The sequence below is a fragment of the Undibacterium sp. Tian12W genome (genome assembly GCF_049339405.1).
In the GTDB taxonomy this organism is placed as follows: domain Bacteria; phylum Pseudomonadota; class Gammaproteobacteria; order Burkholderiales; family Burkholderiaceae_D; genus Undibacterium.
In genome coordinates, this window is the sequence record NZ_JBMPPK010000024.1 from 1 (window position 1) to 21017 (window position 21017).

Below are 21017 nucleotides of genomic sequence, written 5' to 3' on the forward strand. Positions count from 1 at the left end.
GATTATATTCACTACTATAATCACGACCGGATCAAGGTCAAACTAAAAGGACTGAGTCCTGTGCAATACAGAATTCAGTCCTTGGCTACTTAAATAATTAAACGTCCAACTTTACGGGGTCACTTCACATTTGCCTGGTGGCTTTTTTCATATGCAGCAAATGCAGCAAATGCCACCCAGAAGGCGGCATAGTCTTATGCTGCCAGTTTTTTCTTCTCAGGCACTTTCGCGACTTGTACAGTCAGCGCCAGGCGATCCTCAGCGTTGCTGGCCAGATGCAGGCGCTGCACTTCTGTGACAAGCAGTTCCTGGGTTTTGAATACGCTGACGGCGGCACCGAGGGAGGCGGCCTGTTCTTCCAGCTTTGCAGTGGACTCACTCGCCATTTCCACCAGTCGGGTATTATCTTGCGTGATCTGATCGATATCGCCTATCGCCTGATTCACGTCAGAAATTCCTGTGCTTTGTTCCTGGCTGGCCTTGGCGATTTGCTTGATGAGTTCGGTCACCACTTCCACATTGTCAGAAATATTGCGCATGGTCTGGCCTGCTGTGTTAATCATTTTGCTGCCAGCTTCCACTGCCTGGCCTGAAGAAGCGATCAGGCCTTTAATCTCTTTTGCTGCATTCGCGCTGCGTTGCGCCAGGTTGCGTACTTCTGCAGCCACTACGGCAAAGCCACGGCCTTCCTGCCCGGCCCTGGCGGCTTCTACCGCAGCATTCAACGCCAGGATATTGGTCTGGAAGGCGATGCCGTCCATGACGCCGATGATTTCGGTGATTTTTTTAGAGCTTGCGCTGACGGTTTGCATGGACAAGATGCTGCTCTCCATCACTTCCAGCCCTTGTTGCACGCGCTCTGCCGAGCTATGCATGAGGCTGTTCGCCTGTGCCAGGTTACCGGCGTTCTCGGTAATGGTGGCGGTCAGTTCATCAATGGCCGTGGCGGTTTGTTGCAGGGATGTTGCCTGGCTTTCTGTGCGGTTGGCCAGGTCAGTATTCTCATCGTGAATTTCCCTCGCTATGATATCCACCGTTTGTGCGCTGTGGCGGATATTGGCAACCAGGTTACTCAACTCCACATTCATCCTGCCGACGGCATTGATTAACTGCGCCAGTTCATCTTTGCCACGGCTGCTGACGCGGTTCTGTAAATTACCGGCGGCTGTTTCTGCGATGGCTTTTGTCAGAGTGTTGACGTCCATTGTTAAGGCCTGATAGATCGCCACCAGAAGATAGCTGGCGATCAGCAAGAGCAAGATAATGCCTGCTGACATTTGCCATGCATATCGGTTCGCCTTTTCAATTTCATGTGCGAGATTGCTAGCGATAAGGCCGGCGATCGCTGTTTTCGTCGCGGCCAGTTTGTTCAGATTATCTGTGCCAGCTTGCAAAAATGCATCACCGCTGCTTTGATTGACGGATGCCAGCACTTCATCCTGTGAGCGCTCCAGGAATTTTTTTGCGTCAGCGATGCTGGCCTGCATGGTGGTGTTTGTCGATGCATATTCTTTTCCATGCGCGCCCAGGTTTTGCATACTCAGCGCAAGCTCGGATAAATTCAGCTTTGCCAGCATATGCAGGGAATTGAGCATGACATCTTCGCCAGCCTCAAACAAACCTGTATCTATGTAAGCGGCACCACGACCGGCAATGACGGACAATTTCTCTTCTATCTGCGGCAGGGTATTGATATAGATGCTGACCAGTTGATGAGTTGTTAAATCACTGTCCAGTGCCAACTTTGAACTATTGGCAATTTCTGTCATCTCAAGTTCCAGCGAATTTAACAGCTTGCCATATTCAATAAAACTTTCTGCTGACTTGAGTTGCGGCTCTTTTGCCAGTAGCGTAGCCCACAGATTTTTGGTCGGGCTGGCCTGATCAGTTTGCTTTAGCAGTGCGTCTATCTTGCCTTGGTTTTCGGTGATGCTGGCTGCGAGTTGCTTGTTGCCCAGCAGTCGCATGTGTTGCAAGGCGCGCTGCTTTTGTATCAGTAGGCGCAGATCATTTTTTGCGGCGATGCTTTTAATGGCAATTTGCTTTGCCCTGGTTTGCAATACATCTTCGCGCAAGTTTTGAAACAGCAGGGCCAGTACCACAAACAGGGGGATGGCAAAGGCAAGGGCGACAAAACTGAGTTTGTGGGCAATTTTAAAATTGCGTAATAGCCGGATGGCAGGGGAGGTAAGCAAGGTCATTTTGAGGTACCAAATGAGTTTGTGAAGGCATTAGGGCGAAGCCTAAACGGGCAATGTGACTATGCAGTGACAGCAGGCAACATCCTTATGAATAACAAGGATTTGTTTGAGCGTCGCATAGAGTTTTTGGATTGCAATTTGTTAATGCCTGGTATTTTTCAATGGAATAGTTAAATCAAACGTTTGATTTATATGTTAGTATGCATCGCATGAAAATACCCAGCCAGAAAAAAACCTCATCGCAACAAGCGCAACAAGCTCAGCGGGCCCAGCCAGATAGCCAGGCCCTTACTCCTGATGGAAAGATTTTGCGTGTTGATGGCATGGAGGCGCGTACACGTCTGCTGGACGCGGCCCTGATCTTGTTTGCCGAAAAAGGCTATGCCAAAACCTCGATACGTGAAATTGCCAAAGCGGCCGACGTCAATATTTCTGCCATCAGTTATTATTTTTCTGATAAAGCCGGTTTGTACCATGCCGTGTTCAATGACCCGCGTACCAATCCAAATGTCGATCCTGAGATATTTGAAGCGGACGTTGCAGACATGCGTGCTGTTTTGCTGAAACTGATCTGCACTTTTACCGATTCGCTAAAGCAGGGGGAAATCATGGAAACCTGCATGAAGCTGCATTTCCGCGAAATGCTGGAACCCACAGGCCTGTGGATGGAAGAAATCGACACCGTCATCAAACCTTCGCACCAGGGATTTGTCAGGCTCTTGTGCCGTTATCTTGGCATCACCAAGGCAGATGACGATGTACACAGACTGGCGATTTCAATTACCGGCCTGGCGATTTCACTGCTGATCAGCGGTGACGTGATACAGGCGACCAGACCATCTTTGATCGCCAAACCCAAGGCAATTGATGCCTATGCTTCACGCCTGGTCGATTACGCCATTGCCATGTGTGAAGATGAAAAGCGGCGCCGCTTGATAGCAAAAACTGATACTGATAAATTAACTTCTCCGACAGCGATATGACTATACGACGTTCTATTCTACTACCTGCCATTGCCGTAGCGCTGACAGCATGTTCAACTACCAGTCCTGTGACATCCAGTAATGGCAGCGTGCCTGCGCAATGGCAGGCGGTATTGCCCACTGCAGAAAAAAATACTGACTTGCGTAACTGGTGGCAAGCCAATGGCGATGCCAGTTTGCTGGAGCTGATTGAGTCGGCACAGAAGGTAAGTCCTACCATTGCACAGGCCTTGTCGCGTATAGAAACAGCCAGGGCAGCAAGAGTCGCCAGTGGCGCTGCGCTGTTGCCATCACTTGACGCTGTCGCCAATGCGACGCGGGCAAAAAACCAGCCAGGTTTTCCAGTGAGCACTACGTCGCAAGCTGGCTTGCAGACAGCCTGGGAAATCGATGTATTTGGCGCCAACCGCGCAACGAATCAGGCGGCCCAGGCAGAACTGGAAGGTACGCAGGCGCTTTGGCATGATGCGCGGATATCGGTAGCGGCTGAAGTAGCGCAACTGTATTTCTCTGTCATCAGCTGCCAGCAAACGGCAGACCTGACCTGACAAGACGCCAAGTCACGCGCAGAAACTGCCAGGCTGACAGAGCTCAGTGCCCAGGCAGGCATGTCATCCAGTGCGACATCCGCTCTGGCACGCGCCAGCGCTGCTGAAGGTAATAGCCGTGCGATACAGCAAGCGGCATTGTGTGATCTGGATATCAAAGCCCTGGTCGCGCTGACTGCCAAGCCAGAACCAGACCTCAGGCAATTATTGACAATTGCCCAGGCCAGTTTCAAAAACCTGCTGCCTTTGGCTGTCACCACCTTGCCTGCACAATTGCTGGCACAAAGGCCGGACGTGTATGCGGCCGAGAAAGAAGTGGCAACCGCCAGTGCCCAGGTCGGCGCTGCGGAGGCGCGGCGTTATCCGCGTCTGACCCTGAGTGGGTCCATCGGCACCATGCGCTATGACGTTGCTGGCAGTACGACGAGGATGGATACCTGGTCTGTCGGCCCACTGGCTTTAACCCTGCCCATCTTCAACGGCGGCCAGACCACGGCCAATATTGAAGCTGCCAAAGCACGCTACCTGAATGCCAGCAGCAATTATCACGGCAAGGTCAGGCAGGCGGTACGCGAAGTCGAAGAAGCACTGGTGAACCTGAACAGCACAGATGCCCGCCGCCTTGATTCTGAAATTTCTGCCAAAGGCTATGACCAGTCTTTGCAAGCCACTGCCCAGCGTTACAACAAGGGCATGGCCAGCTTGCTGGAACTGGAAGATACGCGGCGTACGGCCTTCGCTTCTCAGTCTGCCCTTATTGCCCTGCAACTGGAAAGAAATCGTGCCTGGATCGCGCTATACCGCGCCTTGGGCGGTGGTTGGGACTTGAATGCACAAGCAGCTACCCAGCCGCAATCCTAGCCTTAATCTTAGCCGCAGCGCCAAACAAATTCTTGAATTTAAAAATTAAACAGAAAGCGTATCAGACATGATGAAACTCATTTCACGCAAACCACTATCCCTGAGCCTGGCTGGCATGATTGCTGTTGGTGCTGGCGGTATCTGGCTGTCAGCAACGTCCAATGCGGCTGATGAGCCGGCCAAAACAGACAAAACAGCCAGCGCATCTGCATCTGCTGCCAAGGTCAAGCCGGCTTTGACAGTGACGACGACCAAAGCCAGCAGCGGCAATCTCGTCATCAAACTGGCTGCCAATGGTAGTGTCGCAGCCTGGCAGGAAGCCTTGATCGGTTCAGAGGCAACAGGCCTGCGCATACAGGAGTTGCATGCCAATATAGGTGATGTGGTGCAGCACGGCCAGTTGCTGGTCAGCTTTGCCAGCGAAACCGTCAAAGCTGATCTGGCACTGGCACAAGCCAGCCTGGCAGAAGCGCAGGCTAATCTGGCTGATGCTGCAGCCAATGCAGAACGTACCCGTGCCTTGCAAACCAGCGGCGCACTCAGTGCCCAGCAGGTAGGCCAATACCTGACGGCAGAACAAACTGCTAAGGCCAGAGTGGAATCGGCCAAGGCCAGTGTAGAAGCACAGCAATTACGTATGCGCCATACCCGCGTTCTGGCGCCTGACAGCGGCATCATTACTGCACGTGCGGCTACGCTGGGTTCTGTCGTTGGTAACGGAGCAGAATTGTTCCGCATGATACGTCAAGGCCGTTTGGAGTGGCGTGCTGAAGTAACGGCCAGTGAAATGGCAAGAATAGTGCCCGGTACTGAAGCCGTTGTTACTGCACCAGGTGGCACGCAATGGAAGGGTAAGGTCAGGGTGGTATCACCGACGGTAGATGCACAAACCAGGATGGGTTTGGTGTATGTTGATCTGCTGCCAGATGCAAGCAGTACAGCCAAACCACCGGCAGCCACGGCATCGCTGGCATTCAAGCCCGGCATGTATGCCAAGGGTGATTTTGTCATGGGTAGCTCACAAGCTTTGACCATACCGCAGCAGGCTGTGGTCGTCAGGGATGGTTTCAGCTATGCCTTCCGTGTTAATGCAGACAACCGCGTCACGCAAATCAAATTGCAGACCGGGCGTCGGGTATCCAATGCGCAAGGCGATCTGGTGGAGGTCGTCTCTGGTTTGAATGCAGACAGCACCATCGTCTCCAGCGGCGCGGGCTTCTTGAATGATGGCGATACCGTCAAAGTGGTGGCTGCAACCAAGCCAGCCATTGCTGCAAAAAACTAAGGGGTTCATGTGAATTTCTCTTCCCTCTCCATTAAGAATCCCATACCGGCGATCATGCTGTTTATCTTGCTGACGCTGGCAGGGATATTGTCGTTTCGCTCTACCATAGTCCAGGATTTCCCGGATATTGAATTACCCATCGTCACCGTCAGTGCACCTTTGTCTGGTGCTGCACCGGCACAGCTGGAAACTGAGGTCGCCCGCAAGATAGAAGATGCGGTCGCTTCACTGCAGGGCGTGAAAAACGTTTACACCAAAGTACTCGATGGTGATGTTGAAGTCACGGTCGAATTCGTTCTGGAAAAAGTGATTTCAGACGCAGTCAATGAAGTGCGTGATGCGGTGGCAACCGTGCGCGCGGACTTGCCTAGCGAAATGCGTGACCCTACCGTCACCAAGGCATCTACTGCTGGCCGTGTCATCATGACTTATACGGTAGAAGCTGCCGAAGATGGCAAGGACAGCAAAGTCGTCGCTGGCGAAAGCAGCAAACCAGATGCGCAAGAGCTGAGCTGGTTCGTCGCTAATACTGTAGCAAAACGCCTGCGTGCTGTGCCTGGTGTCGGTGCAGTCAGGCGCATGGGTGGTGTCAGCCGCGAAGTGCGGGTTGAACTCGATACCGACAAAATGGCGGCACTCAATGTCGCTGCGGTTGATGTATCGCGTCGTTTGAAGCTGGTGCAACAAGAAGCGCCGGGTGGTCGTGGTGACGTCAGTGGCGCCGAGCAATCTGTGCGTACCATTGCCACTGTCAAGACAGCGGCTGAACTGGCTGTACTGGATATTCCTTTGCCAGATGGCAGGCATATCCGTCTTGATCAGGTGGCACGTGTGCTTGATACCGTCAGCGAGCCACGTTCTGTGGCAACACTTGATGGCAAGCCAGTGGTCGGCTTTGAAGTGTTCCGTACCAAGGGAGCCAGTGAAGTTGATGTCGCCAGGGGCTCCCATGCTGCGGTCGATGAATTGCAGGCTGAGCATCCGAACATGAAGTTCCATCAGGCCATAGACAATGCCCAGCCTGTAGAAGAAAACTTTGATGGATCGATGGACTTGCTGTACGAGGGTGCTTTTCTGGCCATCCTGGTGGTATTCTGGTTCTTGCGTGACTGGCGTGCAACGCTGGTGGCAGCGGCGGCTTTGCCTTTGTCCGTGATACCTACCTTCCTTGGTCTCAAGTATTTTGGTTATACCCTCAACACCGTGACCTTGTTGTCCCTGGCCCTCGTGGTGGGGGTGCTGGTCGATGATGCGATTGTGGAAATTGAGAACATCGCCCGCCATTTGCACATGGGTAAAACCCCTATGCAGGCTGCCATGGAAGCGGCAGATGAAATTGGTATGGCCGTTATCGCCACCACCTTTGCTCTGGTTGCCGTGTTCTTGCCAACTGCTTTTATGGGTGGTGTGCCGGGTCTGTTCTTCAAGCAGTTTGGCTGGACGGCGGTGATCGCGATTCTGGCTTCGCTGGTAGTGGCGCGTTTGCTGACGCCGATGATGGCCGCTTACATCATGAAGTCACCCAAGCCTGGGAAGGCTGGTGAACATGGTCAGGCCGACGGCTGGCTCATGACGCGCTACATGAAAACCATGCAATGGTGCCTGCGTCACCGCTTCATCACGATGGCGGCTGCCACGGTATTTTTTGTCTGCTCGATTGCCTTGGTAGGTTTGCTGCCAACCGGTTTCGTTCCCTCTGCAGACCGCGCGCAAACACAGGTCAATATCGAGCTGCCACCAGGCAGTACCCTGGCAGAAACCCGCGCAGTCGCTGAGCAAGCCCGGATCGCCATCATGAAGAACAAAGAGATTATTAATGTCTTCAGTTCTGTCGGTGGTGGTTCCAGCGGTGATGCTTTTGCTCCTGGTGCGGCAGCAGAAGCCCGGCGCGCAGTCTTGACCGTGACTGCAGTACATAGAAATAAACGCAAAGATTCGATTGCTGATATTGACGCCAAAATCCGCACCGAGATAGCAGATATTTCTGGTGCCAGGTTTAACGTTGGCCCACCGGATACCGGCGTCAAGATGCAGTTAGTTTTGCAAAGTGAAGACCCGCTGGCCTTGCTCGAAGCGGCACAAAAAGTGGAGAGGGAATTGCGTACACTCAAAGGTGTGGGTAATGTCAGTTCCAGTGCTTCACTGGTACGTCCAGAAATCATTGTACGTCCCGATTCAGCGAGGGCCGCAGACCTGGGTGTGACTGCATCTGCCATAGGTGAAACTGTGCGGGTGGCGACAGCAGGTGATTATGATCAGGCTTTGCCAAAGCTGAATCTGTCACAACGCCAGGTGCCTATCCGCGTCAAGTTGCCGGACAGCTTCAGAGCAAACCTGGCTGAGATAGAGCGTCTGACCGTGCCTGGTAAAAATGGGCCTGTCATGCTGGGTAGCGTTGCTACTGTCACCATGGAATCTGGCCCTGCGCAGATAGACCGTTTGAACCGCAAACGTAATGTGACGCTGGATGTGGAACTTGGCAGCCGTCAGTTGGGTGAAGTCAATGAAGAGGCACGCGCCTTGCCCAGCATGAAAAACCTGCCACCGTCAGTCAGTATTGCTGAGCTTGGCGATGCGCAGGAGATGCAAGCCCTGTTTGCCAGCTTCGGTATTGCCATGTTGATTGGTGTGCTGTGTATCTATGGTGTGCTAGTTCTGTTGTTCAAAGACTTCCTGCAACCGGTGACTATCCTGGCTGCCTTGCCTTTGAGTATAGGTGGTGCTTTCGTGGCCTTGCTGGTCACTGGTCGTGCCTTGTCCATGCCATCGATGATAGGTCTGATCATGCTCATGGGTATCGTCACCAAGAACTCCATCCTCCTGGTCGATTATGCGGTACTGGCAAGGAATGCAGGTATGAGCCGTTTTGATGCTTTGGTCGATGCCTGCCACAAGCGTAGTCGCCCCATTATCATGACTACCATTGCCATGGGTGCCGGCATGATGCCGCTGGCCCTGGGTTGGGGTGCTGACCCCAGCTTCCGCTCACCGATGGCGATTGCAGTAATCGGCGGTTTGATTACCTCAACTTTGTTGAGCCTGTTAGTGGTACCCGCAGTGTTCACCTACATTGATGACTTTGAACATTTACTGGGGAAAATCAGACGCAAATTATCTGGCAATTCTTCCACAGTTGCCTCAGTTGAAGCTGGTTGAATATGTAATTAGCAGCTATATTCTTAGTGAAATAATCACATAAAGCGAGTTAGATAAGGACCGTGCAACGATTTCATGTTGCACGGTTTTTTTGTTTACGCATCAGAATTGATTTCATTATGAAATGATGAGCATGATAAAAATGATGGGCAGGTAATTAGTAAAGTTTAAGTCAACTTCGCCATATGGCTATGTGTCATTAATTGGCATCCGGACCAAAGCATTGCTTGTGCATTAGTTATCTGTTAGTGTCGCACATCATTCATTTTCAACCATAGCGGACCGCTGCTTATTCCATGATCACACGCATCCTTACATTAATTTTTTCCATACTGCTGACGGCATGCGCGGCCAGTGGCCCGATTTATCAAGCGGCCCCACCGCCAGCTGAAAATCACGCGAGAGTCTATATTTATCGCGTCAATACTTTTGCGGCCGGGGGCAGAGATGCTTACTTTTATGTCGACAAAAAGAATATTGTCGACCTGAGTGTAGAGGGTTATACCTGGTTCCATGTACCTGCGGGTGAGCACACCTTCCGTCAAAAATGGCCCGCTGATATTGGCACGTCGTCGGTGGCCATCAATTTGTGGCGCTGGTCAAGGCAGGGAGATTCTGATGCAGTCAATGCAAAGAATTTGCAAGAGGGATACGTCAATTGGGAAGCTGGAAAAACTTATTACTATCGCTTTCATACTAATACGTATGGCCTTCTCGGCATGCAATGGATTTTGCAGGAAGTCACTGCTGAACAAGCGTTACCAGAAATTAAAAAAAATAAATTGCAAGCTTCATTCAATAAATGAATGATCATGTTAAAAAATATGTGGATAACCAGGCAAATGACTAGTCAAGGACTTTGCCCGGCGTTCAACATTTTCTTGGCATCTTAAAAGACGTGCAAGAACCCTTGTTCTAAAGGTTCTTGTACCGTGGCTACTTATTTGTCAATCAATGAGCCATAGTTCATGAGTAACCCCACTTTGTAGCTCACTGCCGTAATATCCCTTTTGCTTTAAAAACTGCGCCTGGCGCAGTCAGGATTATTTGGCAAATATGGGGTTGCAATCTGGCAGCGTAATTATGTCGCCAAGGCAGCGCAGCTATTGCAGGTAACCTGTATTGTTATACTGGCCAATTGCCGGTCAATGCCGCCTTGTTTTATACGGTGAATGCCAACTTCAAGCTGCAACTGAATGTGGAAAATTTATCGGACAAGAAATACTATGCTTTTGCCAATGGCGATAACAACATCACTCTTGGCTCGCCTCGCGCATACCGTGTCAGCCCGCACGCGAATTTCTGATTCGTGATTTGATGTAAAAGACCCGCATGACCAAAAACGATGCGGGTCTTTTGAGTTTTACCTGTTCAGTTTTACATATCCATCTTCACAGACAGTTTGAGTAGTCTGGGCATGCCAGATGCCAGGCGTGTTCCTGCACCGGCCCAGTAACGCTTGTCGGTAGCATTTTCTACGTTTAACTGCCAGGTCGTCCGCTTGCCCAGGGTTTGCGTGACATAACGGCTGCCAGCACTGAACAGCGTCACGCCACCGAGATAAGCCTGATTCAGATCGTTCACAGGTCGGCTACCGTTATAGTAGGCCGCACCATTCAGGGATAGTCCACGCACGGAATCAAATTCATACGACAGGAAGGCGCTCGCTGTTTGCCTGGCTGCATTTTCTGGTGCCTTGCCATTGTAGGCGGTACTGATTTTTTGAAATTCCGGATTCAGGAGTTGCAAGGAAGTTTGCCACGATAACTGGGATGTCAATTTGCCCTGTGTCGATAATTCCATGCCACGATAGCGCTGCTCGCCATCTGCAACAAAGACATTGCTGGCATTGGTGTAATAACCGGGGCGGGTGATATCAAACAGGGCAGCAGAAACCAGTGTACCGCCGGACGTCAGCCAGCGTAGCCCCAGTTCTTTTTGCTTGCTGACGCCAGGTGCCAGGCGTTCATTCTGGTTCACTGTGCCTGTGGGCCCAGGTTCCCCTTCTTCCAATCCCTGCGCTGCCGAAGCATAAAACGACAGGGCAGGGGATAGTTTGTAAATGACAGAGGCCATGGGCGTGGTTTTACTCACATCATAATGGCTGCTGCCCTGATTGCTTTGATAGCTGGCGCGACGCACTCCCAGTACGCTCTGCCATTGTGGCGTAATTTCTATCCGGTCCAGCAAATACACGCCGCTGTCGCGCGTATCCAGTGCTACCGTAGTCGGACTGGTGGGCACAGCGCCAAAAGTGACAGCAGTAATGGGCGTAGGGTCATACAGGTTTTGTGCTGCAATCGTGTAGTTGCTTTGGTAAATCGGGTCCTGGGTTTTGGTAGTACGTGTCACACCCAAAGTCAGTTCATGTCTGAGTGGGCCTGTGCTCAGGCTGCCAGCAAGTTCTGCGCGTATCAGTTTCGATGCTGTCACCTGGTGTTGCATGTTGCCGGTAATGCGGCCAGCGCCAGTATTGATGACCGCAGTATTGTTGAAGCGAAAAATCGGCAAGCTGCGGTCACGCGCTGTTTCCGAACTACCTGTCTCCAGGGTAAAAGCCCAGTCATCCGTGATGGCATAGTCTGCACGCAACTGTGCATTTTTAGTCCTGGTTTCAAACCTTGCCCATTCAGGCCCTATCAGACGTTTTGGGTCCACTGCTATCGGTAATTGGATCAGTCCATTCACAGCAACCGGTAAGGCTATGCCAGCCTGCTCAATGAGTTTGCGGGTATCGTATTCAAGATCAGCCTTCAATAAAAACTGTTTGTTGACGCGCCAGTCCAGCGCAGCCGATGCAAAGCTGCGATTGCCATTATTAGCCCTCTCCAGGTAAGAGCCCAGCGCACCGCCTGCCGCATTAACGCGTATGCCAAATTCCTTTTCTGAGCCAAAGCGGCGGCTGAGATCGGTATTTGCAATGACACTGCCATTCTGGTCAGCCATCAGCCCTATGCTGCTGACGGGCATACTGCCAGCGCGTTTAGTCACGAAATTGACAACCCCTGCTGGTGAAGTGAAGCCGTAGTACAAGGCCGATGCCCCTTTCAGCACTTCTACTCTTTCTTTATTTTCCATCGATATCTGGGAAAAGTTCATGATGGGGAGTGAGCCGTTCAAGCGGTAGTTGGTACGGTTTTCGACTGCGATGCCACGTATCACCAACTGGTCCCAGGTATCTCCACCATTTTGCTGCCGGGTGACGCCAGCCGTATTGCGTAGTGCATCGTAGAGGCCTGCCGCTGCTTGCAGCTCCAGCATTTCCCGCGTAATGACATTTACGGTAGATGGCACGTCCATCATGTTTGATCCGCGAAAACTGCCTGCTGCCGTGCTTTTGGGGAGCAGGCCATCTGCCCGGGTGCTGGTGATTTTGACAGACTGCAAGATAGCTTCATCTGCTTCCTGGGCAATTGCCCGGCCAGGAGCATAGATGATGGATAGTAAAGTTGCCAAAGGAAGCAGGGTATGTGGATGACACTTGGGCATGATGCAAAAACTCTCTCTATGTGAAGTGATCAGGTGCGATTTGGCGGTGATAATCGGGCAAAACAGGGGGCATGCGAGGTGGTATAGTCGCAAATAAAAATGGCAGTAAATAAAATGGAATCAAAGTATTTTATCGCTAATGAGAATCATTCGCAATAAAATTAGAGTAGGCAGGCTGCTTGTCTATGCCGGCTGCTCGTTCAAGGGTGCTCCGGTGTGGCGTTTGGAATGCAAACAGCTGCATTCATGCTTGCCCGGTTTATCCAGATTTATGGAAACCTGACTGTGACTACCAAGCCACTTCCGGCTGGGTTGCCAGCCAGATCGATTTCTGCACTATGGTGATCAGCGATATTGCGCACGATGGAAAGGCCCAGCCCACAGCCCCAGACCTCGTTGCCATCCGGGCGGTAGAAACGGTCAAACAACCGGGCCCTGTATTGTTCTTCTACACCGGGGCCATTGTCTGTGACAAGCATGACAGCATGACCGTTTTCATAGGTGGCTGTGAGATCTACCTTGCCACCTTGCTGGGTGTAGCGTAAGGCATTATCAACAAGGTTATTCAACATGACATGCAGGCTTTCCTTATTGCCTTGTACTGTGATGGTCTCTGAAACCTCAGTACCAAGATCAATTGAGCGGCTGTCTGCATAAGCTGAATGATTAATGACTGCAGTCTGCAATAGCAACCTAAGATCAACAGCATGGATATTCGTCGCCGCATATCCGGTTTCATGTCTGGCCAGGCTCGATAGTTGCCGTACGAGATGTGCGCTGCGTTCAAGGCGTTCGTGCAGTTTCAAGCCAAGGTCAAGCAACAATAAATCGTATTCAAAGCCCAGCAATGCGAGCTCTGCATTGCGGCCATCGCGCACCCAGTCAACTGCGTAATTTTCGCTGCGCAAACCTTCCTGCACGCTCTCACCTGTCATCGGATCGTCTTCTATCAGTAATAAACGCACTCTGCCTACCTCATCTGTTTTGTCTTACCAGCTTTTTAAGCTGGTATCAAGACTGAGCTTGCGTACTGCCCACCTCTTTGTTGTAAATCCCTTAAAAGAAAAGGTATTTAACAATTGCAAACGCAAATGATATTGATTCTCATTGTCAATAATTGTATCATTCGTATTAATTCGTAATACATCTGCAGTAGAAAAATCTTTCCAATAATTTTCGTAAAAAATCAGGGACTTACATGAAACACTCGCAAGCGCAGAAACCAAAAAGCCTACGTGATACAGACGATCTGGTATTTGGTTCCATGAAAAAAACTACTTTGGCCTTGGGTATTTCCAGCGCGATGCTGATGCCTATGGTTGCGATGGCTCAAGACACAACGCCACCTGCTGCCAAGACACAAAAAGAAAAATTGCCAGAAGTAGAAATCCTGGGCAAGCGAGTAGAGTCCAATCCAAATGCAGAAGTTGGTTCCCCATACAAAGCCAGGACTTCTGCTGATTCCCGTCACACACGTCCACTGGCAGAAACACCACAGACAATTTCTGTGCTGACCCGTGCTGCGCTGGATGATTCTGGCCTGACAGACTTGAAACAAGTGCTGGGTGCACAGCCAGGTATCACACTGGGTACTGGTGAAAACGGTAATGCCTTTGGTGACCGTTATATCATCCGTGGCCAGGAAGCACGCAGCGACGTGTTCGTCGATGGCTTGCGTGACCCAGGTATGTCCACTCGCGAAAGTTTCGCCGTTGAACAAATAGAAATTTCCAAAGGTCCAAATTCCAGCTTCGCTGGCCGTGGTACTGCCGGTGGTGCGATCAATGCGATCACCAAACAAGCAACACTGGATCATGACTTTGAGCGTGTTTCCATAGGCATAGGCAGCGATTCACAAAAACGTATTTCTGCTGACATCAACAAAGGTTTTGGCGAGCATTTCGCATTGCGCACCAACTTGTTGTACGGCGATGAGGATGTACCTAACCGTTCACCAGCCAACCGTTCACGCAAAGGTATTGCATTGTCTGGTTTGTATGAAGTCAGCAAAGACCTGTCTGTGACACTGGACTACTATGGCCTGCGCACCAAAGATACATCACCAGATCTGGGTTACTACCTGGTTGGTACCGTACCAAGTCGCTTCCCTGCGACCAATGTGCCTGTCTATGGTCAGGCAAATGATTTCCTGAAGTCTGATGTCGATACTGTCACAGCGCGCGTCAACTGGACCATTGCTCCAGACATGAAAATCACCAGCCTGACACGTTATGGCAAATCCAGTAACGGCTATGTCACGACAGGTGCATCTTCTGCAACTCGTTACAACGGCACGACAGGTGTGGCATACACAACCGGCGTTCTTGATGGCGGCCACACTGGCTGGCAAGATATCGATTACTTTGCTCACCAGACCAACCTCCGCTGGGACAAGCAAATCGGTGGCATGAAGCATGAATTCATCTTCGGTGCTGAATATGCTGACCACAAAGTTGTCTCCGGTACTTATGGCATCACCAACACAGGCACATTCAATTGCAAAACCACAGCAGGTATTGGTGCTAACAATGGCTTCTGCTTCACAGACAGCAACGGCACACCTGTTGCCAATCTGAGCAACCTGGCTGGCCGTAATTCCACCCGTCTGAGCTGGAACCAGGATTGGCACATCAAGGCGCTGGCCCTGACTTTGATGGACACAGTTGATCTGACTGATAAATTTACTGCCTTCGGCGGTGTACGTGCAGACTCGTTTGACCTGAGCCTGACTCGTCGTAACAACACTACTGGCGTGATCACTGGTGACTATGGTTACAAAGATACTTTGCTGAACGGTCATTTTGGCCTGAGCTACAAGATCACTCCTAAACTGATCGCCTATGGTTCTGTCGCCAGTGCACAAGACATCAATGGTGGTGAAGCTGATGCCGGTACCAGCAGTGGTTACGGTGGCGCAGTGCTGTACCAAAACCAGATCGCCGGTGCCAAGCCAGAAACCTCAGTCAACTATGAGTTGGGCCTGAAATGGAACTTGATGGATGACAAATTGCTGGCAACAGCAGCCTTGTTCCAAACTACGAAAAAAGACGTGATGGAAGGTGCCAACTACGATACGGTCGGTACATTCAATACAGGTAAAAACCGTGTACAAGGTGTGGAATTTGGCCTGAGCGGTAACCTGACTGAAGATTTGTCTGTACAGTTTGGCGCAGCATTCATGGACTCCAAAGTGCTGGCATCGACAACAGCAGCCAATATTGGCAATCCTTTGAGTAACTTTGCCAAGAAGACTTTCTCGGCACAAGCCAAGTACCAATTGACGAATGCATTCTCGTTTGGCGGCGTTGCCCGTCACGAGAGTGACCGTTGCGGTGGTCAGCCAGATACGGCGGCTGGTTACACAACTGCCGGCCTGTGCTCACAACCAGTACCTGGCTTCACTGCGTATGACGTGTTCGCTGCTTATCGCTTCTCCCGCCGTTTTGACGTTCGTGTCAACGTCCTGAATGCGACTAACAAAGACTACTACACAGCGGTATACCGTTCTGGCGCATTCCTGTACAAAGGTGATGCACGCGCTGTTCGCTTTACTCTGAACTACGAAATGTAATCATTTGATGGAGAGCAAGAGCCCATGTCATCTACAGCAGTGGGTTCTTGCGATTCAGCTAGAATACGGGTTCTTTATTCATAATTTTCAGTGATGAAAAACCCTGCTATTCCTGCTGCTCTTGTTATTCCGCCAGACATACGCTGTGCCCAGGACTATGAGTTTGCAGCACAGCGTAGCATGGCCGCAACCAGCTACGCCTATGTGGCAGGCGGAAGCGGGCGTGACCTGACTGTTGCTGCCAACCTGGCAGCCTTTTCACAATGGTCAGTCTATCCCCGCGTTTTGCGCGATGTCACTGCCGGGCATACGCGAGTTAGCCTCGGCAATCAAAGTTTCCTTCATCCCATTTTGCTGGCACCTGTTGCTTTTCAAAAGCTGGCACATCCGGCTGGCGAAATCGACACGGCCCGCGCTGCCAGTGCAACTGACACTTGCATGGTATGCAGCACCTTGTCCTCCAGCCTGCTGGAAGATGTTGCGCAAGCTGCTGGCCCGCATAAATGGTTCCAGCTGTATTTTCAGACCAGTCGCAACGCTACCCGCAATTTGCTGGCAAGGGCAGAAGCGGCGGGCTATAGCGCGATTGTCGTGACTCTGGACGCATCGATACAGGTGGCAAGTGCACGCGCCATGGCGGCAGGATTCCGCATGCCAGCCGACTGCGTTGCGCTTAACCTGCAATCGACAGATGCCGATGTGCCCGTGCAACTTGCCGCTGACGACAGCCGTATCTTCCAGGGGGCGATGCATGCTGCTCCGGGTTGGCCAGATATGGAATGGTTGCTGGCTCAGACATCCTTGCCGGTCTGGGTCAAGGGTATCTTGCATCTCGATGACGCACTGGCTCTGAAGGTGGCAGGTGTGGCGGGTGTTGTTGTTTCCAATCATGGTGGCCGCAGCCTCGATGGTGCGCCTGCCAGTCTCGTCGTATTGCCTGCAATACGCGCTGCAGTCGGCGAAGATTTTCCCTTGTTGCTGGATGGTGGCATACGTTCAGGCGCTGATATCTTCAAGGCCCTGGCTTTGGGTGCCAATGCGGTATTGGTGGGGCGCCTGCAGATGTATGCGCTCAGTGTTGCCGGTGCTCTGGGTGTGGCGCACATGATAAAGCTGTTGCGGGAAGAGTTGGAGATATGCATGGCTCAGGCCGGATGTGCGACCCTGGCTGATATCAATAATACCGCCTTGCTGCGCAATGTATGATGCAATAAAAACAGGATGGATTTATGCTGAATGTGATTGAAGGGGTATTGAGCAAGGATGAGGTGCAACAGTTCCGTAGTTACCTGGATCAGGCTGACTGGCAGAACGGCGCCCGTACTGCGGGTACGCTTGCCTTGCAGGTCAAAAACAATCTGCAGATAGATGATGAATCAGATCTGGCAATTCAGCTTGGCAATCATATCTTGCGCAAACTCGGCGAGCATCCTGTGTTTATTTCCGCCGCCTTGCCACAAAAAATCTATCCACCAAAATTCAATCGCTATCAGGATGGTGGTGGCTATGGCCTGCATGTCGATAGTGCCGTCATGCTGATGCCCGGCACTCGCCAAAACCTGCGCAGCGATATATCTGCAACTCTGTTCCTGGCCGAGCCTGATGAATATGAAGGAGGGGAGCTTGAAATTGAAACCGACTTTGGCGCGCAGACTGTCAAGCTTGAAGCTGGCGACATGGTGCTCTATCCTTCTTCCAGTTTGCACAGGGTTACGCCTGTCACCGAGGGGGTAAGAGTGGCGTCCTTTTTCTGGATAGAAAGCATGGTCAGTGATGAGGCCGAGCGCAGTATGCTGTACGATCTGGATCAGTCCATACAAAAATTGACGCCCCTGGTGGATGCGCAAAATTCTGCGCTACTGAGGCTGACGGGCGTTTATCATAACTTGCTGCGCCGCTGGGCAATTACTTAATTTACTTTACACTGTCAGGAGTTATCCATGAGATTAAATAAACAAGCTATTTTTGCTGCAATCGTTCCAGTGGTATTTGCCATGTTTTCCGCTAGCGCCTGGGCGCACGGCGACGTCAAATGCACCACCGAGCCAAAAGAAAAATGGCGTCCACATACAGAATTGGAAGCAAAGCTGACCAAGGAAGGCTGGCAAATCCGCCGCATGGAAAAAACCACTAGCTGCTACGAAGTGTATGCCAAAGACCCTAAGGGCAAGCGTGTAGAAGCCTTCTTCAACCCGGTCACATTCGAACGCGTTGAAGAATAGTCTATCCCTACGGGATATACCCGTATGGGACTTGCCTGTGCGCCTGATACACTGGGCGCAGGTCATTGCTATCATCGCCGCATGGGTCACCAGCGGCATGACCAATTCTGTCCATGAATACGTGGGCTACAGTGCTGGCGTATTGGTACTCATGCGCCTGTTCTGGGGCGGCATCGGCAACCGCTACGCACGTTTCAGCCAATTCCTCAAGCCGGTTCCGGCAACCCTGCAGTATCTGCGTCTGGTCATTCGTTCCAAAGCTCCGCGTTATATAGGCCACAATCCCCTGGGTGGCTGGATGATGCTCGCACTTTTATCCTGCGTGGGTTTGCTGGTTTTGACCGGCTGGGCCATGGGCACGGACTTGCTCTGGGGTTATGCATGGCCAGTACGCGTGCATGTCGCTATCGCCTGGAGCATGGTTGGCCTGATTGCCCTGCATGTGCTGGGTGCCATCTATACCGGCTGGCAACACCGCGAAAACCTCGTCAAGGCCATGCTGACGGGTAACAAAGCAGCACCAGAACCTGGTGATGTCGATTGAATGCCGTTTGATAGTCGTTTGATAGTTAACTATCAAAATCGTCGATAAGTTTTTTTCAAAACTTCGTGGGAGTTTGCTGCGAAAGGAAGGGGAAATACTTGTACGATTTTCTTTGCCCGGGATAGTACGTCAACCGGTATTTGTTCATCTGAATTTTTGAGTTGTTGTGAGCTGCTATTTACGCCGCGTACATAAAAGCCTGGCACTTTGAAACTCTGAACTCTGTGCTACTTGTCCGTCATGCCTGATAAGGGCAGGGCGGAAAAAAAAGAGTTACTGGCCTTGGCAAGTAACTCTTTTCTAAATTTGGCTCCCCGACCTGGACTCGAACCAGGGACCTGCGGATTAACAGTCCGTCGCTCTACCAACTGAGCTATCAGGGAATAGAAGATATGATGATCTTCATTAAACTTGTAAAACTATTCTTCGGCAGTGATTATGGTCAAGTTCACTGCTCACTTCAATCTCTTGCTGCAAAACCCTTTCAGGATTTTACTTTTCATACTTCACCGGACAGTTCCGGTGGAAAAAAAAGAGTTACAAGCTTGAGCAAGTAACTCTGTCTTTATAAATTTGGCTCCCCGACCTGGACTCGAACCAGGGACCTGCGGATTAACAGTCCGTCGCTCTACCAACTGAGCTATCAGGGAATAGAAGATTTGATGATCTTCGTTAAACTTTATAATCTAATACTTGTTACTTCGTTCGCAGTGATTTTTTGATAAGTTCACTACTTACTTCGAATTCTGTGGCTCCCCGACCTGGACTCGAACCAGGGACCTGCGGATTAACAGTCCGTCGCTCTACCAACTGAGCTATCAGGGAACAGAGACAAAAATTATATTCTCTCGACCCCTGTTTGTCAATACGCAAGTCAAATCGAATTACAAAACCGCAGTAATTGCCGCAATAACGTTGTTAATATTCTTGTTATTGAGTGCAGCTACACAGATGCGGCCTGTATCAACAGCGTAGATGGAATTGTTCTCACGCAGTTTGCCAACCTGTTCTTTGGTCAGGCCAGAATACGAGAACATGCCGCGCTGCTGGACGACAAAATCAAAGTCATGGCCTGGAGCCTGTTCCTTGAGTTTGCTAACAAAGGCATTGCGCATTTCGCGTATACGTACGCGCATGCCAGCCAGTTCTTCTTCCCACAATTGACGCAGCTCTGGCGTTGCCAGCACGGTTGCCACTACCTGGCCACCATGGGTAGGTGGATTGGAGTAATTGGTGCGGATCACGCGTTTCAGTTGTGACATGATGCGCGCTGCTTCTTCTGCGCTGGAGGCAGCAATGCTCAGTGCACCGACACGTTCGCCATACAGGGAGAAGGATTTGGAGAAAGAGTTGGAGACAAACAGGGCACCGCCTGCTTCGGCAAAACGGCGTACCACTTTGCCATCTGCTTCAATGCCATCGCCAAAGCCCTGATAAGCCATGTCGAGGAAAGGGATGAGGTTACGCTGGGCAACTACGGCAATGACGTCTGTCCATTGATCATCAGTCAGATCAGCACCGGTTGGATTGTGGCAACAAGCGTGCAGCAATACGATGGAGCCTTCAGGCATGGATTTCAATGCATCCAGCATGCCAGCGAAATTGACGCCGCGTGTCGCTGGATCATAGTAAGGGTAGGAGTTGACTTTAAAACCAGCCGATTCAAACAGGGCGCGGTGGTTTTCCCAGCTTGGGTCGCTGATCCAGACTTCAGAATTTGGTGTAAAGCGCTGCAAGAAGTCTGCGCCCAGCTTCAGCGCGCCAGTACCGCCGATGGCCTGGGCAGTAATTGCACGCTTTTCCTTTACGACATCGCTGTCAGCACCGAACACCAGTTCCTGTACCGCTTTATCATAGGCAGCCAGGCCTTCGATAGGCAGGTAAGTGCGTGGGGCGAATTTTTCCATCAAAATAGCTTCAGCTTTTTTGACGCACTCCAGCAATGGTACCTTGCCATTGTCATCATAATAAACGCCTACACCCAGATTGACCTTGGCAGGGTTCTGGTCAGCATTAAAGGCTTCAGTGATGCCCAGGATAGGGTCGCGGGGGGCCATTTCTATGGCGGAAAACAGGGGTGAAGATGTGGAAGCAGTCATCGTGATAATATGGAAATATTTGTCGTTGCCGACAGTAATGGTTGGAATGAGGCAGATT

The 21017-nt window shown here is 51.2% G+C and carries 17 protein-coding genes and 3 tRNA genes; 13 read left to right on the top strand and 7 right to left on the bottom strand.

The window, feature by feature from the left end:
- Positions 1-93 (top strand): IS3 family transposase (locus ACO0LI_RS25300; protein WP_423034746.1); only part of this gene is annotated, 93 nt, incomplete at its 5' end.
- A 101-nt stretch (positions 94-194) separates the two neighbouring features.
- Here the strand turns inward: ACO0LI_RS25300 and ACO0LI_RS25305 are convergent.
- Positions 195-2201, bottom strand: coding sequence for a methyl-accepting chemotaxis protein (locus tag ACO0LI_RS25305; protein WP_423036138.1), 2007 nt, complete (start codon positions 2199-2201; stop codon positions 195-197).
- 209 nt (positions 2202-2410) lie between these two features.
- On the opposite strand from ACO0LI_RS25305, the gene ACO0LI_RS25310 reads away from it, so the two are divergent.
- From ACO0LI_RS25310 to ACO0LI_RS25340, 7 genes are all read left to right on the top strand, one after another.
- Complete coding sequence (locus tag ACO0LI_RS25310) at positions 2411-3184, top strand: CerR family C-terminal domain-containing protein (RefSeq protein WP_423036140.1); 774 nt, start codon at positions 2411-2413, stop codon at positions 3182-3184.
- Positions 3181-3732 carry a TolC family protein gene (locus tag ACO0LI_RS25315; RefSeq protein ID WP_423036142.1) on the top strand — a complete coding sequence of 184 codons (552 nt, stop codon included), beginning with the start codon at positions 3181-3183 and terminating at the stop codon, positions 3730-3732. The genes ACO0LI_RS25310 and ACO0LI_RS25315 overlap by 4 nt, the downstream gene beginning before the upstream one ends.
- 60 nt (positions 3733-3792) lie before the next feature.
- Positions 3793-4593 carry a TolC family protein gene (locus ACO0LI_RS25320; RefSeq protein WP_423036144.1) on the top strand — a complete coding sequence of 267 codons (801 nt, stop codon included), beginning with the start codon at positions 3793-3795 and terminating at the stop codon, positions 4591-4593.
- A 67-nt stretch (positions 4594-4660) separates the two neighbouring features.
- Positions 4661-5878: an efflux RND transporter periplasmic adaptor subunit gene (locus ACO0LI_RS25325; RefSeq protein ID WP_423036146.1), complete on the top strand. Its 1218-nt coding sequence runs from the start codon at positions 4661-4663 to the stop codon at positions 5876-5878.
- A gap of 9 nt (positions 5879-5887) precedes the next feature.
- A complete protein-coding gene (locus ACO0LI_RS25330) occupies positions 5888-9034 on the top strand; it encodes an efflux RND transporter permease subunit (protein ID WP_423036148.1) in 3147 nt (1048 codons plus the stop codon).
- Positions 9035-9330: 296 nt separating this feature from the next.
- Positions 9331-9840, top strand: a complete 510-nt coding sequence (locus ACO0LI_RS25335; protein WP_423036150.1) for a DUF2846 domain-containing protein — start codon at positions 9331-9333, stop codon at positions 9838-9840.
- A 332-nt stretch (positions 9841-10172) separates the two neighbouring features.
- A complete protein-coding gene (locus ACO0LI_RS25340) occupies positions 10173-10340 on the top strand; it encodes a hypothetical protein (protein ID WP_423036152.1) in 168 nt (55 codons plus the stop codon).
- A 71-nt stretch (positions 10341-10411) separates the two neighbouring features.
- Here ACO0LI_RS25340 and ACO0LI_RS25345 read toward each other — a convergent pair whose 3' ends face one another.
- Together ACO0LI_RS25345 and ACO0LI_RS25350 are read right to left on the bottom strand one after the other, a co-directional pair.
- Entirely contained in the window at positions 10412-12523 is a 2112-nt protein-coding gene (locus ACO0LI_RS25345) for a TonB-dependent siderophore receptor (protein WP_423036154.1), read from the bottom strand.
- A gap of 269 nt (positions 12524-12792) precedes the next feature.
- Positions 12793-13488: a hybrid sensor histidine kinase/response regulator gene (locus ACO0LI_RS25350; RefSeq protein ID WP_423036156.1), complete on the bottom strand. Its 696-nt coding sequence runs from the start codon at positions 13486-13488 to the stop codon at positions 12793-12795.
- A 233-nt stretch (positions 13489-13721) separates the two neighbouring features.
- On the opposite strand from ACO0LI_RS25350, the gene ACO0LI_RS25355 reads away from it, so the two are divergent.
- The 5 genes from ACO0LI_RS25355 to ACO0LI_RS25375 all read left to right on the top strand — a co-directional run bounded on the left by ACO0LI_RS25355 (position 13722) and on the right by ACO0LI_RS25375 (position 18860).
- The gene (locus tag ACO0LI_RS25355; protein WP_423036158.1) at positions 13722-16094 is read left to right on the top strand and encodes a TonB-dependent receptor; all 2373 of its coding nucleotides are present in this window, start codon (positions 13722-13724) and stop codon (positions 16092-16094) included.
- A gap of 93 nt (positions 16095-16187) precedes the next feature.
- Entirely contained in the window at positions 16188-17300 is a 1113-nt protein-coding gene (locus ACO0LI_RS25360; protein ID WP_423036160.1) for an alpha-hydroxy acid oxidase, read from the top strand.
- A gap of 23 nt (positions 17301-17323) precedes the next feature.
- A complete protein-coding gene (locus ACO0LI_RS25365) occupies positions 17324-18007 on the top strand; it encodes a Fe2+-dependent dioxygenase (RefSeq protein ID WP_423036162.1) in 684 nt (227 codons plus the stop codon).
- 27 nt (positions 18008-18034) lie between these two features.
- Complete coding sequence (locus ACO0LI_RS25370; protein WP_423036164.1) at positions 18035-18316, top strand: PepSY domain-containing protein; 282 nt, start codon at positions 18035-18037, stop codon at positions 18314-18316.
- The gene (locus ACO0LI_RS25375; protein WP_423036166.1) at positions 18306-18860 is read left to right on the top strand and encodes a cytochrome b/b6 domain-containing protein; all 555 of its coding nucleotides are present in this window, start codon (positions 18306-18308) and stop codon (positions 18858-18860) included. Before ACO0LI_RS25370 ends, ACO0LI_RS25375 begins: the two co-directional genes overlap by 11 nt.
- Positions 18861-19167: 307 nt before the next feature.
- Here the strand turns inward: ACO0LI_RS25375 and ACO0LI_RS25380 are convergent.
- The 4 genes from ACO0LI_RS25380 to ACO0LI_RS25395 all read right to left on the bottom strand — a co-directional run bounded on the left by ACO0LI_RS25380 (position 19168) and on the right by ACO0LI_RS25395 (position 20959).
- Positions 19168-19243: transfer RNA gene (locus tag ACO0LI_RS25380), tRNA-Asn, on the bottom strand.
- Positions 19244-19434: 191 nt separating this feature from the next.
- Positions 19435-19510, bottom strand: a tRNA-Asn gene (locus ACO0LI_RS25385).
- Positions 19511-19609: 99 nt separating this feature from the next.
- A tRNA-Asn gene (locus ACO0LI_RS25390) sits at positions 19610-19685 on the bottom strand.
- Between the two features lie 59 nt (positions 19686-19744).
- Positions 19745-20959, bottom strand: coding sequence for an aromatic amino acid transaminase (locus ACO0LI_RS25395; protein WP_423036168.1), 1215 nt, complete (start codon positions 20957-20959; stop codon positions 19745-19747).
- Between the last annotated feature and the right edge of the window lie 58 nt (positions 20960-21017).

Coding starts and splice junctions, on each gene's coding strand:
- ACO0LI_RS25365 (WP_423036162.1), top strand. CDS start 17,324: ATGCTGAATGTGATTGAAGGGGTATTGAGCAAGGATGAGGTGCAACAG.
- ACO0LI_RS25345 (WP_423036154.1), bottom strand. CDS start 12,523: ATGCCCAAGTGTCATCCACATACCCTGCTTCCTTTGGCAACTTTACTA.
- ACO0LI_RS25310 (WP_423036140.1), top strand. CDS start 2,411: ATGAAAATACCCAGCCAGAAAAAAACCTCATCGCAACAAGCGCAACAA.
- ACO0LI_RS25370 (WP_423036164.1), top strand. CDS start 18,035: ATGAGATTAAATAAACAAGCTATTTTTGCTGCAATCGTTCCAGTGGTA.
- ACO0LI_RS25325 (WP_423036146.1), top strand. CDS start 4,661: ATGATGAAACTCATTTCACGCAAACCACTATCCCTGAGCCTGGCTGGC.
- ACO0LI_RS25305 (WP_423036138.1), bottom strand. CDS start 2,201: ATGACCTTGCTTACCTCCCCTGCCATCCGGCTATTACGCAATTTTAAA.
- ACO0LI_RS25315 (WP_423036142.1), top strand. CDS start 3,181: ATGACTATACGACGTTCTATTCTACTACCTGCCATTGCCGTAGCGCTG.
- ACO0LI_RS25360 (WP_423036160.1), top strand. CDS start 16,188: ATGAAAAACCCTGCTATTCCTGCTGCTCTTGTTATTCCGCCAGACATA.
- ACO0LI_RS25320 (WP_423036144.1), top strand. CDS start 3,793: ATGTCATCCAGTGCGACATCCGCTCTGGCACGCGCCAGCGCTGCTGAA.
- ACO0LI_RS25395 (WP_423036168.1), bottom strand. CDS start 20,959: ATGACTGCTTCCACATCTTCACCCCTGTTTTCCGCCATAGAAATGGCC.
- ACO0LI_RS25355 (WP_423036158.1), top strand. CDS start 13,722: ATGAAACACTCGCAAGCGCAGAAACCAAAAAGCCTACGTGATACAGAC.
- ACO0LI_RS25335 (WP_423036150.1), top strand. CDS start 9,331: ATGATCACACGCATCCTTACATTAATTTTTTCCATACTGCTGACGGCA.